This is a genomic window from Stenotrophomonas sp. BIGb0135, from assembly GCF_024810105.1.
GTDB classification, from domain to species: domain Bacteria; phylum Pseudomonadota; class Gammaproteobacteria; order Xanthomonadales; family Xanthomonadaceae; genus Stenotrophomonas; species Stenotrophomonas maltophilia_AB.
In genome coordinates this window covers 233,275-247,108 of the sequence record NZ_JANUDX010000005.1, presented here as the reverse complement: position 1 = coordinate 247,108, position 13,834 = coordinate 233,275, and the positions used below count along the sequence as shown (strand labels likewise).

Below are 13,834 nucleotides of genomic sequence, written 5' to 3'. Positions count from 1 at the left end.
GGGCCGCTACACTGTGCGCTCACCGCACCCCCGGATCACGATGAACCTGCCGTTGCACTTTGGATTGCTGGGAACGCTCGAGGCGGGCCTGATCGCGCTGCTGGTCGGGCTGCTGGTGTACGCGCTGTGGCATCGCCTGGCCCGCGCGTTGGCATGGACGGCCGGGCATGCGATCGGCTGGTCCTGCGTGATCGCGGTGGTGGTGTCGGCCGGCATCGATGCGTGGAAGCTGTTCTACATGGGCATGGTGCGGCTGGAGTCGCCGCTGTACGCGCGGTTGTTTCTCTCCAGCATCCACGATCCCAACGAACTGGGCTCGCGGGTGGTGCTGGAGGTCGCCGGCGCGCTGGCCGGCGTGGCATTGGGGTGGGTGGTGTTCAGTTCCCGCTCAGGCGAAAAAAGCGCCAGCGAACCGTGAGTTTGCGTTCGCATCCCGTTAAATCCGGGGCCATTGAATGCGCGTATTACCACGCGCTCACCCACGCATAACCACTGCGGTAAACGAGCGCCGCGCGCAGGTGGTTAAGACCGCGTGCGCGCCCCGATTGCGGCGCAAAGTCGATTCACAAACGGGCTGGCAGGGTGGAGGCCGTGCGGAAACAACGAACCGTGCGACATCCCCAAAGGAGACCACCCACATGACTATTCGCAACCGCAAGCCCCTGATCGCCCTGATCGTCGCCGCCGGCAGCGTGTTCGCCCTCCCGGCGATGGCCCAGTCCTCCGCCCAGCAGAGCGCCGCGCAGGCCCAGAACCAGGCCGCGCAGGCGCAGCAGGCAGCGGCACAGGCCGGCCAGGCGGCGGACTCGGCGGCGGGTGCTGCCGCGCAGGCCTCGCAGCAGGCCAACGGTGGCGGCGGCCAGACCTGGGCCAGCGTGGACACCGACGGCAACGGCACCATCAGCAAGCCCGAGGCACAGGTCAACGCGGGCCTTGCCCAGGTGTTCGACCAGGCGGACAGCAACAAGGACGGCGAGCTTTCCGCCGACGAGTACAAGGCCTACGTGGCTGCCCAGCAGGGCAAGGCCGCCAGTGGCAGCGGCGCGCAGCCCGGCAACTGATCCACTGGCCCATCCCGCAGTTCATTGAGCGCAGAGGCCTGATGCCGCTGGACACCGGCGTCAGGCAGTGAGGGGGAAGGGCGGCTTCGGTCGCCCTTCTTTTATGATGAAGACCATGGATCATCCCGGCCGCCGGCCTCCCTTCGACGTGTACCTGCCCGTTCCGGGCGAACCCCCACCGCAGCGGGTGTCGCATATCGCGCCCGGCGAGGTGGTGCTGGTCACCGGAGCGTCGCCGGGCGGCGTGTCCGACGCCATCGCCTTCGACGACCATGGCCCGCGCTGGGCCAACCCGGGCCTGCAGGAGCTGCTGGCCGAGCTCAATACCCGCGGCCTGCCCTTCCAGTACCAGCCGCACGCGCCCGACGGGCCTGCGGCGCTGATGGCGTGGTGGCAGGAAACCGGCCAGCTGGGCAGCAGCTACCGTGAATTCAGCTGGCAGGGCCCGGGCCAGTGGCGGCTCACCCGCATCGAGCTGCCGCAGCGCGGGGTGCTGGGCTGGGGTGGTCCGCAGCCGTTCGGCTACTGAGCCGATGCGGTCATTGGGCCGTCCGGCCGCTGTTGTTATCCTTACCCGATGATGACCTCCCTGCCCGCGCCCACCGGCGCCATCGGCCTGGTCGGTTTTGACGGTGACGACACGCTGTGGAAGAGCGAGGACTACTACCGCAAGGCCGAGCAGGACTATCTCGACATCCTGTCGCGCTACATCGACGTACACGACACCCAGACCGCGCGCCACCTGCTGGAAGTGCAGCAGCGCAACCTCGGCGTGTTCGGCTACGGGGTGAAGGGCATGACCCTGTCGATGGTCGAGGCGGCCATCGACATCACCCGGCAGATGATCACCGCGCGCGACCTGCAGCAGATCCTGGACATCGGCCATGACACCCTGCGCCACCCGGTGGAACTGATCGACGGCGTGCGCGAATCGGTCACCGCGATCGCCGGCCAGTACCCGGTGGTGCTGATCACCAAGGGCGACCTGTTCCACCAGGAGGCCAAGATCAAGCTGGCCAACCTGCGCGACCTGTTCCCGCGCATCGAGATCGTGTCGGAGAAGGACCCGGCAACCTACGCCCGCGTGCTGGAAGAGTTCGACCTGCCGATCGAGCGCTTCTGCATGGTCGGCAACTCGCTGCGTTCGGACATCGAGCCGGTCATCACCCTCGGCGGCTGGGGCATCCATACCCCGTACGCGGTGACCTGGGCGCATGAAACCCAGCATGGCGTGGCCGACGATGAGCCGCGCATGGTCGATGCGCCGACCGCCTTCGATTGGCCGCAGGCGCTGCAGGCCATCGAGCGCAAGGCATCCCGGGCCTGACACGCATGCAGCGCTGCGGCAGAATCGTTCCATGACCCTGCGCGCGCTGCTTGTGCTGCTGTGGCTGATGCTGCCCCTGGCGGCCTCGGCGCAGCAGACCGCCGAGAAATCCGAGGCCTATGTCGTCGCTACCGGCGACGCCTGGGTGGATGGCCAGTTGCAGGACATCAACCACTACGCCGAGCGCTACCCGGACAGTTTCCTGGACGAGGTGGCGCGCTACGCCGGCGTGTCGCGCGGCTACATTGCCGCATTGATGTACACCCACGGCTGGCAGGCCGGCGACATCTACTTCGCCTGCTTCTGGGCGCATGCGATCGAACGCGCGTGCCGCGACAGCGTGCAGGCCTGGAGCCGCGCGGTGCCGGAGGAGGGCCAGCCCAAACGTTGGGAGACGGTGGTGGCCGATCTGCCGGTCAAGCCCACCAACCTGCACTGGCGCGCGCTGCGCCATGCCATCGTGGCCAGCCACGACCACTGGGACCGCCCGATCAAGCTCGACGCCACCCTCCAGCGCCAGCTCGGCGATCGCGCCCAGCGCCAGCGCGACGCCGCCATCGCCGCGCCAGCCGGGCGCTGAGCAGGCGCGCGGCCTGGATTCCGCGCAGCCACCCATGGGGTGGCTCTACAGCCCCCACGTAGAGCCACGCCATGCGTGGCTGCCCTTCGCGCGGACCGGACTCCCCGCGCAGCCACCCATGGGGTGGCTCTACAGGCCACCACGTACAACCACGCCATGCGTGGCTGCCGTTCGCGCGGACCGGATTCCCCGCGCAGCCACCCATGGGGTGGCTCTACAGTCCTACGTAGAGCCACGCCATGCGTGGCTGCTCCTCGCGCAGACCGGATTCCCCGCGCAGCCACCCCATGCGTGGCTGCTCCTCGCGCGGACCGGACTCCCCGCGCAGCCACCCATGCGTGGCTGCTTCTCGCGCGGACTGGATTCCCGCGCAGCCACCCATGGGGTGGCCACGTAGAGCCACGCCATGCGTGGCTGCCGTTCGCGCAGACCGGATTCCCCGCGCAGCCACCCATGGGGTGGCTCTACAGCCCCGCGTAGAGCCACGCCATGCGTGGCTGCCGTTCGCGCGGACCGGATTCCCCGCGCAGCCACCCATGGGGGTGGCTCTACAGGCCCGTAGAGCCACGCCATGCGTGGCTGCCGTTCGCGCGGACCCCGCACTCGCCCGCCTTTGCTGCTGTGCAGATCGCGGTATCGCCCTTGCCTCGGCGACAATGGGCCCCTGCTGTTCCCCCCGTGATCCGTTGCCGAGTACGTAATGAGCGCCGACCGTTTCGTTTCACCCGACGATATCCGCAGCCTGTTCGCCCAGGCCATGTCCACCATGTACCGCACCGAAGTGCCGCTGTACGGCACCCTGGTCGACCTGGTCGCCGAGATCAACGATGCCGTGCTCACCGCCGATCCGGCGCTGGTGGAGCAACTGGATCGCACCGACGAGCGCGCGCGCCTGGACCAGGAGCGCCATGGCGCGATCCGGGTCGGCACCGCCGAAGAACTGGCCACGCTCGGCCGCCTGTTCGCGGTGATGGGCATGCACCCGGTCGGCTATTACGACCTCTCCGTGGCCGGCGTGCCGGTGCACTCCACCGCGTTCCGCCCGCGCACCGCCAAGGCGCTCGCGCACAATCCGTTCCGCGTGTTCACCTCGTTGCTGCGACTGGAGCTGATCGAGGACGCCGCGCTGCGCGACGAAGCGGCGCGCATCCTCGCCCAGCGCCGCATCTTCACCGATGCCGCGCTGGCGCTGATCGCGCAGGCCGAGCGCGATGGGGGGCTGGACGAAGCCGACGCCCGCCGCTTCGTCATCGAATCGCTGGAAACCTTCCGCTGGCACGGCGATGCCACCGTGTCGCTGGCCACCTACCACGCACTGCATGACGCGCACCGCCTGATCGCCGACGTGGTCAGCTTCCGCGGCCCGCACATCAACCACCTGACCCCGCGCACGCTGGACATCGACGCGGCGCAGGCCGCCATGCTCGCCCGTGGCATCGACGCCAAGGCCGTGGTCGAAGGCCCGCCGCCGCGCCGCTGCCCGATCCTGTTGCGCCAGACCAGCTTCAAGGCGTTGCAGGAAACCGTGCATTTCCCCGCCGGCGATGCCGCCGACGCCGGCACCCACACCGCGCGCTTCGGCGAGATCGAGCAGCGCGGCCTGGCGCTCACCCCCAAGGGCCGCGCCCTGTACGACCAACTGTTGGCCCAGGCGCGCGACAGCGGGGGCGCCGGCAGCACCGGCCAGGATTACCCGACCCGCCTGGCCGCCGTGTTCCAGGCGTTCCCGGACGACCACGACACCCTGCGCCGCGAAGGTCTCGGCTACTACCGCTACGCCCTCACCGACGCCGGCCGCGGCAACCCGGCCGCCATCGGCGACCTCCCGGCCGAGGCCCTGATCGACGCCGGCCTGGCCAGCGCCGATCCCATCGTCTACGAGGATTTCCTGCCGGTCAGTGCCGCGGGCATCTTCCAGTCCAACCTCGGCGGCGAAGAGCAGCGCGCCTATGCCGCACATGCCAACCGCGATGCGTTCGAGCAGGCGCTTGGCATGCGGGTCGACGACGAGTTCGCCATCTACGAACGCCTGCAGGCCGAATCGCTGGCGGCCCTGCGCGCCACATGAGGTAAGGGCGCATCCCGACCAACCGCCGTGGCAGCTGCCGCGATCGGGAAGGGCATGACCTTCGTCGGGGAGTGCGTTCGCTGCGTGCCAGGGGCATGCGTTTCCGCACGTTGAGCCGGCCACGGCGCTCGTTCGGGAACCGACCCCACCTCGGCGGCGTACCCGGCGGCGGCACGGGCCGGTAACCCACTCGAACGCGGTCGAAAAAAAAGGCCGGGCATCTGCCCGGCCTTTCTGCATCACGCCTTCATCGTCCCGGTATCCAGCCACCGCTGGTGCCACGACAACGCCTCGGGCAACAGGTGCGGGGTGTGCTTGCCATAACTGTCACGGCTGGCACGGTCGAAATAATCGTTGAGCGGGTCGCGGAAATCCGGATGCGCGCAGCGGTCGATCACCACCCGCGCGCGCTTGCGCGGGGGCAGCCCGCGCAGGTCGGCCAGGCCCTGCTCGGTCACGATCACCGACACGTCGTGCTCGGTGTGGTCCACGTGGCTCACCATCGGCACGATCGCCGAAATGCTGCCGTTCTTGGCCGTCGACGGGCTCAGGAACGCGGACAGGAAGCCGTTGCGCGCGAAGTCGCCCGAGCCGCCGATGCCGTTCATGATCCGCGTGCCCATCACATGGGTGGAATTGACGTTGCCGTAAAGGTCCGCCTCGATCATCCCGTTCATGCCGATGCAGCCCAGGCGACGCACCAGTTCGGGATGGTTGGAGATTTCCTGCGTGCGCATGATGATGCGCTCGCGGTAGAAATCGATGTTCGCCTTGAACGTCTCGTTGGCCTGCGGGCTCAACGCGAAACCGGTGCACGAGGCGTAGCTCAGCACGCCGTCGCGCAGCAGGTCGAGCATGCCGTCCTGGATCACCTCGGTGAACGCGGCCAGATCGCGGAAACCACTCTTGGCCAATCCTGCCAGCACCGCGTTGGGAATATTGCCCACGCCACTCTGCAGCGGCAGCAGGTTGGCCGGCAGGCGGCCCTTGGCCACCTCGTGCTTGAGGAAGTCGATCAGGTGGGCGGCGATCTGCTCGCTGGTCGCATCGATCGGACTGAACGGGCTGTTGCGGTCCGGGCCGTTGGTGCGCACCACCGCCACGATCTTGTCGGGGTCGCAGCGCAGCGAGGTCTCGCCGATGCGGTCGTTGGCGTGCACCAGCGGGATCGGCTTGCGGTGCGGCGGCAGCGCGGTGCCGTAGTAGATGTCATGCATGCCATCCACGCCGGCCGGTTGCCACTCGTTGACCTCGATGATCACCTTCTTGGCCAGGTCCAGCCAGGTCTTGTTGTTGCCCACCGAGGTGGACGGCACCAGCGAGCCGTCCTCGCGGATCGCCGAGACCTCCACCACCGCCGTATCGATCTGTCCATAGAACCCGAACCACACGTGCTGGGCCACGTGGCTGAGGTGGATGTCGATGTAATCCAGCTTGCCTTCGTTGATGCGGTTGCGCGCATCCGGGTCGCTCTGGAACGGCATGCGCATGGCGATGCCGTCGGCCTTGGCCAAGGCGCCGTCCAGCTCCGGGGCGGTGGACGCGCCGGTCATCAGGCTGATCTGGAAGGGCAGGCCCTGGGCGTGCACCGTTTCGATGCGCTGGGCCAGCGCCACCGGCACCGCCTTGGGGTAGCCCGAGCCGGTGAAGCCGCTCATGGCCACGGTTTCACCGGGCTGGATCAGGGCGGCGGCCGCTTCGGCGGTTACGACGCGATCACGCAGACGCGCGTTGGCAATGCGATCGACAGACATGACGACAACGTGTGTGGGGGACCATCATTATCGGCGATCCCTGCCGCACAAGGTGTGCGACCAAGGTGGCATGGCAATCGCGGCCACAGCCGGCCCCTGTTCAGCTTTGCGCGCGCTTCTGTACCCGCCAGTATTGTTTTGCAGTGCAGCGTGCAACTTTTACGAGGACCCTAGAAGATCGACCTGCATCCCGACGTGGGGGAGGGAGCAGAGCCCGCTGGCAGTTCGCTGCAAGCGGGCTTTTTATTGCCTGACGTTCGGGATGGGCGTTCCGCTCCGACGTCATGAACGCCGTTCCAGGCCGCGCAGAGCGTGAAGCTGTGCGTGCTCCATCGCGACATGTCCACATCCCGTTGCACGCCGGCGAACCCACCCGGTACGGACGAATCCCGCTCCACCACCGCTACCGCCCATCAACGTGGTAAACGCATGACCTTGGCCGGGGAGCGACCGACGCCGGTCTCACTACCATCCCTGCTTCGACCATCCTGCCATGCGTAGGCGCGCCCGGCGCCCTGCATAATCCCTGCATGCCGATTCCCGCCGACGCTGTCCCCGCCGCCCTTGTTCCCCTCGTCGACCGCGCCCTGGCGCGCTTGGCCGTCTCGCTGGCCGACAGCGGCAGTTGGCCGCCACCGGCCGAGGTTCTGGACCAGGTACGCCTGCTGGCCATCACCAGCGATTTCGCCCTCGACACCCTGTGCCGGCAACCGGCATTGCTGGCGCATCTCACCCAGCCCGGCTGCCCGCCCTTGCCCCTGCCCGAGCTGGACCCCCAGCAGCCCAGCGACTGGCCGCGGCGCCTGCGTCGTTATCGCACCGCCGCCTCCACCCGGCTGATCTGGCGCGACCTGGCCGGGCTCGACGACGTCCCCGCCACCCTGGCCGGCGCCACCGCCCTGGCCGAAGATTGCCTCGGCATTGGCCTGGCCGCGCTCGAGCAGGAATTCGCCGGCCGCCATGGCGTGGTCCGCGCCGCCGACGGCAGCGCCCAGCAACTGGTGGTGTTCGGGCTGGGCAAGCTCGGCGGCGGCGAGCTCAACTTCAGCTCCGACGTCGACCTGGTCTACGCCTACCCGCAGGGCGGCGAGTCCGATGGCGCACGTCCGCTGGCGGCGGAAGAGTATTTCGCCCGGCTCGGCCAGCGCCTGGCGCGGCTGCTGGACGAAACCACCGTGGATGGCTTCAGCCACCGCGTCGACCTGCGCCTGCGCCCGTTCGGCAGTGCCGGGCGGGTGGCGCTGTCGTTCGCCGGCATGGACCAGTACTTCCAGCGCGAAGGCCGTGACTGGGAACGCTACGCCTGGCTCAAGGCCCGCGCCGTGGCCGGCGACATCGCCGCCGGCGAAGCGTGGCTGCAGACCCTGCGCCCGTTCGTGTACCGCCGCTACCTCGATTACACCGCGCTGGACGGCCTGCGCGACATGAAGGCGGCGATCACCGCCGAAGTCTCGCGCCGGGACATGTTCGACGACATCAAGCGCGGCCCCGGCGGCATCCGCGAGATCGAATTCCTGTCGCAGGCACTGCAGTTGATCCGCGGCGGCCGCGAGGCCAGCCTGCGCGAGCGCCGCCTGCTGCATGCGTTGCCGGCGCTGGTGGCGTGCGGGCAGATGGCCGCGCAGGATGGCCAGGACCTGCTGCACGCGTACGGTTTCCTGCGCCGCCTGGAAAACCGCCTGCAGATGCTGCGCGATGCGCAGACCCACGCACTGCCGGCCGATCCCACCGACCGCCTGCGCATCGCCACCGGCCTGGGCTACCCCGACTGGGACGCCCTCGTGGCCGCGCTCGATGTGCAGCGCACCCGGGTCAGCACCGAGTTCGGTGCGCTGCTGGCCCCGCGCAAGGGCCAGGCTGCACCGGATGCGTTGTCCAACTACTGGCGCGGGCTGCCCGACAACGGCAGCGCGGAGATCCTCGCCGAGGCCGGCTTCCACGACCCGCACAGCGCCGACCAGTCGCTGCGCGATTTTGCCCAGTCACTCGGCGTGAAGTCGCTGTCCGACAGCGCGCGTGCGCGGCTGGACCGGGTGCTGCCGGCCCTGCTGCACGCGGCCACCCGCTCGCCGCAGCCCGATGCCGCGCTCAAGCGCGTGCTCGGCCTGCTGCAGGCCGTCCTGCGCCGCACCAGCTACCTGGCGCTGCTCGACGAACAACCCAGCGCGCTGGCCCGTCTGGTCGACGTGCTGGCGCGCAGCGCACTGCTGGCCGAGCGCCTGGCGGCCTATCCGCTGCTGCTGGACGAACTGCTGGACGTGCGCGTGTCCGGGCCGATGCCCGACGCCGGCGAGATGCAGGCCGAGTGCGACGCCGCGCTGGCCGTGGACGATCCCGAGGCCGCGCTGCGCCTGCTCAATGAAACCCGCCTGGCGCTGAGTTTCCGCATGGCCCTGGCCACGCTCGATGGCCGCCAGCGCGCGGTCGACAGCACCCGCCAGCTGGCCGAACTGGCCCAGGCGGTGGTGGTCACCGTGCACGCCATGGCCGAGGCCGACATGGGCAACGCGCACGGGCGCATTCCCGGCGGGCGCTTTGCCATCATCGGCTACGGCAGCCTGGGTGGGCTGGAACTGGGCTTCGGCTCGGACCTGGACCTGGTGTTCCTGCACGACCACCCGGCCGACCAGGACAGCAGCGACGGCGCGCGCCCGCTCGACCCCGGCCGCTGGTACGCGCGCCTGGCGCAGAAGGTGATGGCCCTGCTGGGCGCGGTCACCGCCGCCGGCCGCCTGTACGACATCGACGTGCGCCTGCGCCCGGACGGCGGCAAGGGCGCGCTGGTGTCCTCGCTGGCCAGCTACACCGAGTACCAGCGCGAGCGCGCCTGGACCTGGGAACACCAGGCCCTGGTGCGCGCGCGCGGGATCGCCGGCGATGCCTCGCTGCTCGCCGATTTCGAGCGCGTGCGTGCGCAGACCCTCGCGCGTCCGCGCGAGGCCGAGGTGGTGTATGCCGACGTGCTGAAGATGCGCGCGCGCATGCGCGGCGAACTCGACCGCAGCGATGCCGCCCGCCTGGACCTCAAACAGGGTCCCGGCGGCATCGTCGATCTGGAATTCCTGCTGCAGACCGGCGTGCTCGACAGCGCCGGCAGCCATCCGCAGGTGCTGCAGCCGCGTGACACTCCCCACCTGATCGACGCCCTCGCCGACATCGCCTGGCTGCCCGGTGGCACCCGCCAAGGGTTGCACGATGCGCACGCCGCGCTGCTGGACGTGGGCCTGGCCTGCACCCTCGACCGCCGCCCGCGCCTGGCCGCACCCACGCCCGCATTGGAAGAAGCCCGCGCGGTGATCAGTGCCGCCTGCGAGGCCGCCGGCCTGCCGTTCCAGGCGCCGCTCGCGTAGCCCTGCGCCACGCGCGGCGGCGCTGCATCCGGCACCGCGCAGCCACGCAGGGCGTGGCGCTACGCGGGCAACACGCGTTGCACCAGGGCTTGGTCGCGCTGTCCGCGGCGCATGATCGCGCGGCGTTGCAGCGCGTCGCGCAACCGGGGGTCGTCGGCGCGCAGGCCATTGCGCGTGGCGATATACAGCACCGTCTGCAGCGGCCACGCGTAGAACGCGGCGTGCGCCACCACGTCGTCGACCAGCGCCACCGGCACCTCGCGCCAGGCCAACGCACGCGCCAGCGCCGCAGCGGCCAGGCGGTCCACCAGGTGCGCGGCCAGCGCATCGGCATCGTGGGTGCCTGCGCGCACGATCACCCCACTGTGACCGGCAAAGCCGGGCATGCCGTGCGCAGACGACATCGTGGCCATCAGCAGGTCCGGGTTCGGCTGGGTCGACTCGCTGCCATCGGCCCATGTCCTGCAGAACGCCAGCGCGGTCGGGCATTGCACCACCAGGCTTGCAGCCCAACCGCGTGCCGCGCGCAGCGGGTACAGGCCGGCGCTGGCGAGTTCCGTCTTCCCCTCACGCACCACCCAGTCCAGCCCGCGCGTACGCACGCCCGGGTGGCTGGCGGCCACGTCGGCCATGCGTGCGCGCACCTGGCGCTCCACGGCGATCTTGTAAGCAGCATCGGTTTCCATCGCCACAGCCTGCGCACCCGGGGGCGCGCTGTCCAGCCGGCGCAGCACCCGCAACCGCGATCGCGGATCGGTCACGCCGTGCGCGGCGCCATCTTCCACAGCAACGCGCGGAACGGTGCCAGCAGGAACACGCCGATGGCCAGCTTCACCGCCAGGTCGCCGGCGGCCCAGCTCACCCACGGCAGGCTCGAACCGGCGAACGCGATGCTCCAGAAGATCGTCGTGTCCAGCGTGGCGCTGCAGGTGGTGGCCACCATCGGCGCACGCCACCAATGCCCCCGGCGCAGCCGGTCGAACACGGTGATGTCCAGCAACTGGGCGGCGATGAAGGCCAGGCACGAGGCGACCGCGATGCGCGGCGTGGCGATCCAGATCGACAACAGCACCGCCAGCGCAAAGCCGACCCACGCCACCTTGCGCGCGGCCTGCGGCCCGAAGCGGCGGTTGATCAGGTTGCTCACCAGGAACGCCACCGGGTAGCTGAAGGCACCCCAGGTCAGCCAGTCGTTGATCGGGTACTGCACCAGCACGTTGCTGCCCAGCACCACCACGCCCATGGCCAGCACCGCCAGCAGCAGCGACGGCACGGTCAACGGGGCAAAGGCGATGGCAGGACGCACAGGCATGGCGCACCGGGGGAGTCGGGGAAGCGGCGGATTATCCCGGCTTGGCCCGCGCAGGGCCAGCCCGGGCCGGTTCACCTACCAGCGTTCGCTCATGCTGGTGGCCGCCGCGCCGTCCGTGGGCAGGAACGCCAGCGCCTCGCCGTCGGCGTTGGCCACCATCCAGCCGGCACCGGCCGGGGTCGGGGTGAACTCCAGTACATCGCCCACGTTGACGCCGGCGGCCGGGTTGTCGGCGCGCGCCGGCCACTCCACCACGGCCGGTTGATCCGGTGCCTGCGGGTTCTTCAGGTCCACCCGGTAAGCGCCGTCTGGCTGCTGCGCCACGCGCTCCACGGTGAGCGGTGGCAGCGGGCCGGCCTTGTGCTTCTTCGCGGCCCGCGCGGCCCGGTTGTGCGGCATCGAGGCGTCATGCAGCTCGCTCACCCCCACCGCGCTGAGCCACACCGGCGCGGTGATCACCGCCAGGCTCACCACCGAGGCGGTCAGCACGCTGCTGGTGACCGGCGAAGCACGGCTGAGGTCCTGGGCCGCGGCGGGCAGGCCGGTGGCCAGCAACGCCAGCGCCAGCAGCGGCGACAGGGAGATCGGGGCAGGCCGTTTCATAACGTGGTTCCTGGGTACGGAGGAGGGGCTTACCAGCGCGCGCTGGGCTGCGCCGCGTCCGGGTCGGTGGGCAGGAACGCCAGCGTCGTGCCCTCGGCATTGGCCACGTTCCAGCCGGCGCCGCCCTGGGTGGGGGTGAAGTCCAGCACATCGCCCACCTTCACCGCGTTCACCGACGTAGCGGCCCCTGCCGGCCAGGCCAGCACCGCCGGTTCGTCCGGCGCCTGCGGGTTCTGCAGTTCCAGTTGCACGCCGCCCTCGGTGGTGCGCTCCACTTTCTCCACCGTCAGCGGTGGCAGCGGCTTGGCCTTCTTCGCCTCGGCGCGCGCGCGACTGCGCCGGGCCGAGACATCGCCGGCCTTGCTCACCCCGGCCGAGACCAGCCAGATCGGTGCAGTCACCACCACCACGCTCACCACCGAGGTCACGATGACGCTGCTTGCCACCGGGTGCTTGTTGCCCGTCAACAGCTGGGCCGACGCCGGCACGCTGGTGGCGCATAGCGCAACGGCCAGCAACGGGGAAACAACGAGGCGGCAGATCCGTGTCATGGGGCAGTTCCTGGGGTGCGTCGAGAGGGGGCAGTATGCGGGTAACGCGCGGCGTGCGTGGGCTCAGGGCTTGGGCGCGGTGATGCCCTGCACCGGCACGTGTGCGATCGGCAGTTCCATCTGCAGGCCTTTCTGCTGCTGTACGAAATCGAACACCGATTCCACCGTCACCACCGAATAATTGCCCGAGATGCGCTCGCTGGCCGGGTGGTCGGTCACCGCCGCATTGGGCACGAAGAAACGCGCACCCAGCCGCTTGGCCACGCCGATGTGCAGCGTGCTGGGCCGGTACTGGTGCTGCTTCAACCAGGCCTGCACCTGGGTGCGGTTGACGATCAGCGTGTCGTCTTCGATCTGCGCCAGCGCCGCCGCCAGCACCTCCAGCACCCACTGGTTGGAGTTCTGGTACTCGGTACTGAACGGGTAGGCCACCACGCTGTAGCGCGCCTCGTGCAGGGCGCGCGCCTGGATCGCCGGCTTGGTCAGCATCGCCTTGAGCGCGGTGCGCAGCGCAGGCGAGGGCACGCCGATGCGCAGGTCGGTATGCGCGGAGGTCTCGCCGATGAAGGTGGCCACGCCTTCGCGGAACAACTGCGAATCGGCGGTCTTGCACGGGTTGAGCAGGTGCACCGCGCGCCACTGGCCATCGTCCTCGCGCAGCAGGAACGCCACATGGCTGTGGCGCAACCCGTACTTGCTCAGGTCCTGGCCGCCGCGTGCGATCAGCACCACGTCCACATCCTCCAGCGCGTCCAGCCGCTCGGTGGTGGCCAGCGCCACGTCGAACATCGAGGCCAACGCCGCCGGTGTCGGGTAGCGCTCCACGCACTGCGGCTCAGCCTGCGCGATGCCTGCGCTGGCAAGCAGCGCCGCGCACAGCACGGCGGGGTACAGGCGGTTGATCAGCGCAGGGCGGGCGTCGTCCATGGCGGCATTTCTCCAGCGGCACCGTGCCGCGCGCGCATCATAGCGCCGCGCTCAGCGTGCCGGTTCGCCCCGGCGCATTTCCCGTTCACAGTCGGCGCTGATCGGTGCGACCGGCAGCGGCGGTCGTTCGCCCTTGCGATCGCGCAGCGCGGGCTGTTCGCGCGCGGCGTCCACCTGGTGCTGACAGTGCCAGGACAGCGGGTCCTGCGCGGTCTCCATGCTCGAACAGGCGGTCAGCAGCAGGGCCGACGCCGACAACATCCACATGCGCATGCGGGTTCTCCATTCCATGGGGGTATGA

Annotated in this window: 14 protein-coding genes; 7 read left to right on the top strand and 7 right to left on the bottom strand. The window is 69.8% G+C overall.

All coding sequences use genetic code 11. The features are described from left to right. Window positions 1–40 precede the first annotated feature (40 nt). From M2421_RS13160 to M2421_RS13135, 6 genes are all read left to right on the top strand, one after another. Window positions 41–418 (top strand): hypothetical protein, encoded by a 378-nt coding sequence (locus tag M2421_RS13160; protein ID WP_259207379.1) that lies wholly within the window; start codon window positions 41–43, stop codon window positions 416–418. Between the two features lie 220 nt (window positions 419–638). After that, window positions 639–1,061, top strand: a complete 423-nt coding sequence (locus M2421_RS13155) for an EF-hand domain-containing protein (protein ID WP_259207377.1) — start codon at window positions 639–641, stop codon at window positions 1,059–1,061. A gap of 115 nt (window positions 1,062–1,176) precedes the next feature. Further along, on the top strand, window positions 1,177–1,590 hold the full coding sequence (locus M2421_RS13150) for a hypothetical protein (RefSeq protein WP_259207375.1): 414 nt from the start codon (window positions 1,177–1,179) through the stop codon (window positions 1,588–1,590). A gap of 48 nt (window positions 1,591–1,638) precedes the next feature. After that, window positions 1,639–2,388, top strand: coding sequence for an HAD family hydrolase (locus M2421_RS13145; protein WP_259207371.1), 750 nt, complete (start codon window positions 1,639–1,641; stop codon window positions 2,386–2,388). A gap of 31 nt (window positions 2,389–2,419) precedes the next feature. Continuing rightward, window positions 2,420–2,968 carry a hypothetical protein gene (locus tag M2421_RS13140; RefSeq protein WP_259207367.1) on the top strand — a complete coding sequence of 183 codons (549 nt, stop codon included), beginning with the start codon at window positions 2,420–2,422 and terminating at the stop codon, window positions 2,966–2,968. Window positions 2,969–3,668: 700 nt separating this feature from the next. After that, window positions 3,669–5,036, top strand: coding sequence for a VOC family protein (locus M2421_RS13135; protein WP_259207363.1), 1,368 nt, complete (start codon window positions 3,669–3,671; stop codon window positions 5,034–5,036). A 239-nt stretch (window positions 5,037–5,275) separates the two neighbouring features. Here the strand turns inward: M2421_RS13135 and M2421_RS13130 are convergent, their stop codons facing one another. Continuing rightward, complete coding sequence (locus M2421_RS13130; protein WP_259207361.1) at window positions 5,276–6,790, bottom strand: acetyl-CoA hydrolase/transferase family protein; 1,515 nt, start codon at window positions 6,788–6,790, stop codon at window positions 5,276–5,278. A 530-nt stretch (window positions 6,791–7,320) separates the two neighbouring features. On the opposite strand from M2421_RS13130, the gene glnE reads away from it, so the two are divergent. Then, window positions 7,321–10,140 carry a bifunctional [glutamate--ammonia ligase]-adenylyl-L-tyrosine phosphorylase/[glutamate--ammonia-ligase] adenylyltransferase gene (gene glnE / locus M2421_RS13125; protein ID WP_259207359.1) on the top strand — a complete coding sequence of 940 codons (2,820 nt, stop codon included), beginning with the start codon at window positions 7,321–7,323 and terminating at the stop codon, window positions 10,138–10,140. Between the two features lie 59 nt (window positions 10,141–10,199). Here the strand turns inward: glnE and M2421_RS13120 are convergent, their stop codons facing one another. The 6 genes from M2421_RS13120 to M2421_RS13095 all read right to left on the bottom strand — a co-directional run bounded on the left by M2421_RS13120 (window position 10,200) and on the right by M2421_RS13095 (window position 13,806). After that, window positions 10,200–10,901, bottom strand: coding sequence for a hypothetical protein (locus M2421_RS13120; RefSeq protein WP_259207357.1), 702 nt, complete (start codon window positions 10,899–10,901; stop codon window positions 10,200–10,202). After that, on the bottom strand, window positions 10,898–11,452 hold the full coding sequence (locus M2421_RS13115; protein WP_259207355.1) for a queuosine precursor transporter: 555 nt from the start codon (window positions 11,450–11,452) through the stop codon (window positions 10,898–10,900). Before M2421_RS13115 ends, M2421_RS13120 begins: the two co-directional genes overlap by 4 nt. Window positions 11,453–11,527: 75 nt before the next feature. Further along, complete coding sequence (locus M2421_RS13110) at window positions 11,528–12,055, bottom strand: hypothetical protein (protein ID WP_259207354.1); 528 nt, start codon at window positions 12,053–12,055, stop codon at window positions 11,528–11,530. Between the two features lie 29 nt (window positions 12,056–12,084). Next, complete coding sequence (locus tag M2421_RS13105; protein WP_259207352.1) at window positions 12,085–12,606, bottom strand: hypothetical protein; 522 nt, start codon at window positions 12,604–12,606, stop codon at window positions 12,085–12,087. Window positions 12,607–12,669: 63 nt separating this feature from the next. Then, window positions 12,670–13,533: a DUF2145 domain-containing protein gene (locus M2421_RS13100; protein ID WP_259207351.1), complete on the bottom strand. Its 864-nt coding sequence runs from the start codon at window positions 13,531–13,533 to the stop codon at window positions 12,670–12,672. 51 nt (window positions 13,534–13,584) lie between these two features. Next, window positions 13,585–13,806: a hypothetical protein gene (locus M2421_RS13095; protein WP_259207349.1), complete on the bottom strand. Its 222-nt coding sequence runs from the start codon at window positions 13,804–13,806 to the stop codon at window positions 13,585–13,587. Window positions 13,807–13,834: the final 28 nt, after the last annotated feature.

Excerpts from the sequence above, each read along its gene's own strand:
- M2421_RS13110 (WP_259207354.1), bottom strand. The coding sequence starts at position 12,055 with ATGAAACGGCCTGCCCCGATCTCCCTGTCGCCGCTGCTGGCGCTGGCG.
- glnE (WP_259207359.1), top strand. The coding sequence starts at position 7,321 with ATGCCGATTCCCGCCGACGCTGTCCCCGCCGCCCTTGTTCCCCTCGTC.
- M2421_RS13115 (WP_259207355.1), bottom strand. The coding sequence starts at position 11,452 with ATGCCTGTGCGTCCTGCCATCGCCTTTGCCCCGTTGACCGTGCCGTCG.
- M2421_RS13135 (WP_259207363.1), top strand. The coding sequence starts at position 3,669 with ATGAGCGCCGACCGTTTCGTTTCACCCGACGATATCCGCAGCCTGTTC.
- M2421_RS13100 (WP_259207351.1), bottom strand. The coding sequence starts at position 13,533 with ATGGACGACGCCCGCCCTGCGCTGATCAACCGCCTGTACCCCGCCGTG.
- M2421_RS13145 (WP_259207371.1), top strand. The coding sequence starts at position 1,639 with ATGATGACCTCCCTGCCCGCGCCCACCGGCGCCATCGGCCTGGTCGGT.
- M2421_RS13105 (WP_259207352.1), bottom strand. The coding sequence starts at position 12,606 with ATGACACGGATCTGCCGCCTCGTTGTTTCCCCGTTGCTGGCCGTTGCG.
- M2421_RS13155 (WP_259207377.1), top strand. The coding sequence starts at position 639 with ATGACTATTCGCAACCGCAAGCCCCTGATCGCCCTGATCGTCGCCGCC.
- M2421_RS13150 (WP_259207375.1), top strand. The coding sequence starts at position 1,177 with ATGGATCATCCCGGCCGCCGGCCTCCCTTCGACGTGTACCTGCCCGTT.
- M2421_RS13130 (WP_259207361.1), bottom strand. The coding sequence starts at position 6,790 with ATGTCTGTCGATCGCATTGCCAACGCGCGTCTGCGTGATCGCGTCGTA.
- M2421_RS13140 (WP_259207367.1), top strand. The coding sequence starts at position 2,420 with ATGACCCTGCGCGCGCTGCTTGTGCTGCTGTGGCTGATGCTGCCCCTG.
- M2421_RS13095 (WP_259207349.1), bottom strand. The coding sequence starts at position 13,806 with ATGCGCATGTGGATGTTGTCGGCGTCGGCCCTGCTGCTGACCGCCTGT.
- M2421_RS13160 (WP_259207379.1), top strand. The coding sequence starts at position 41 with ATGAACCTGCCGTTGCACTTTGGATTGCTGGGAACGCTCGAGGCGGGC.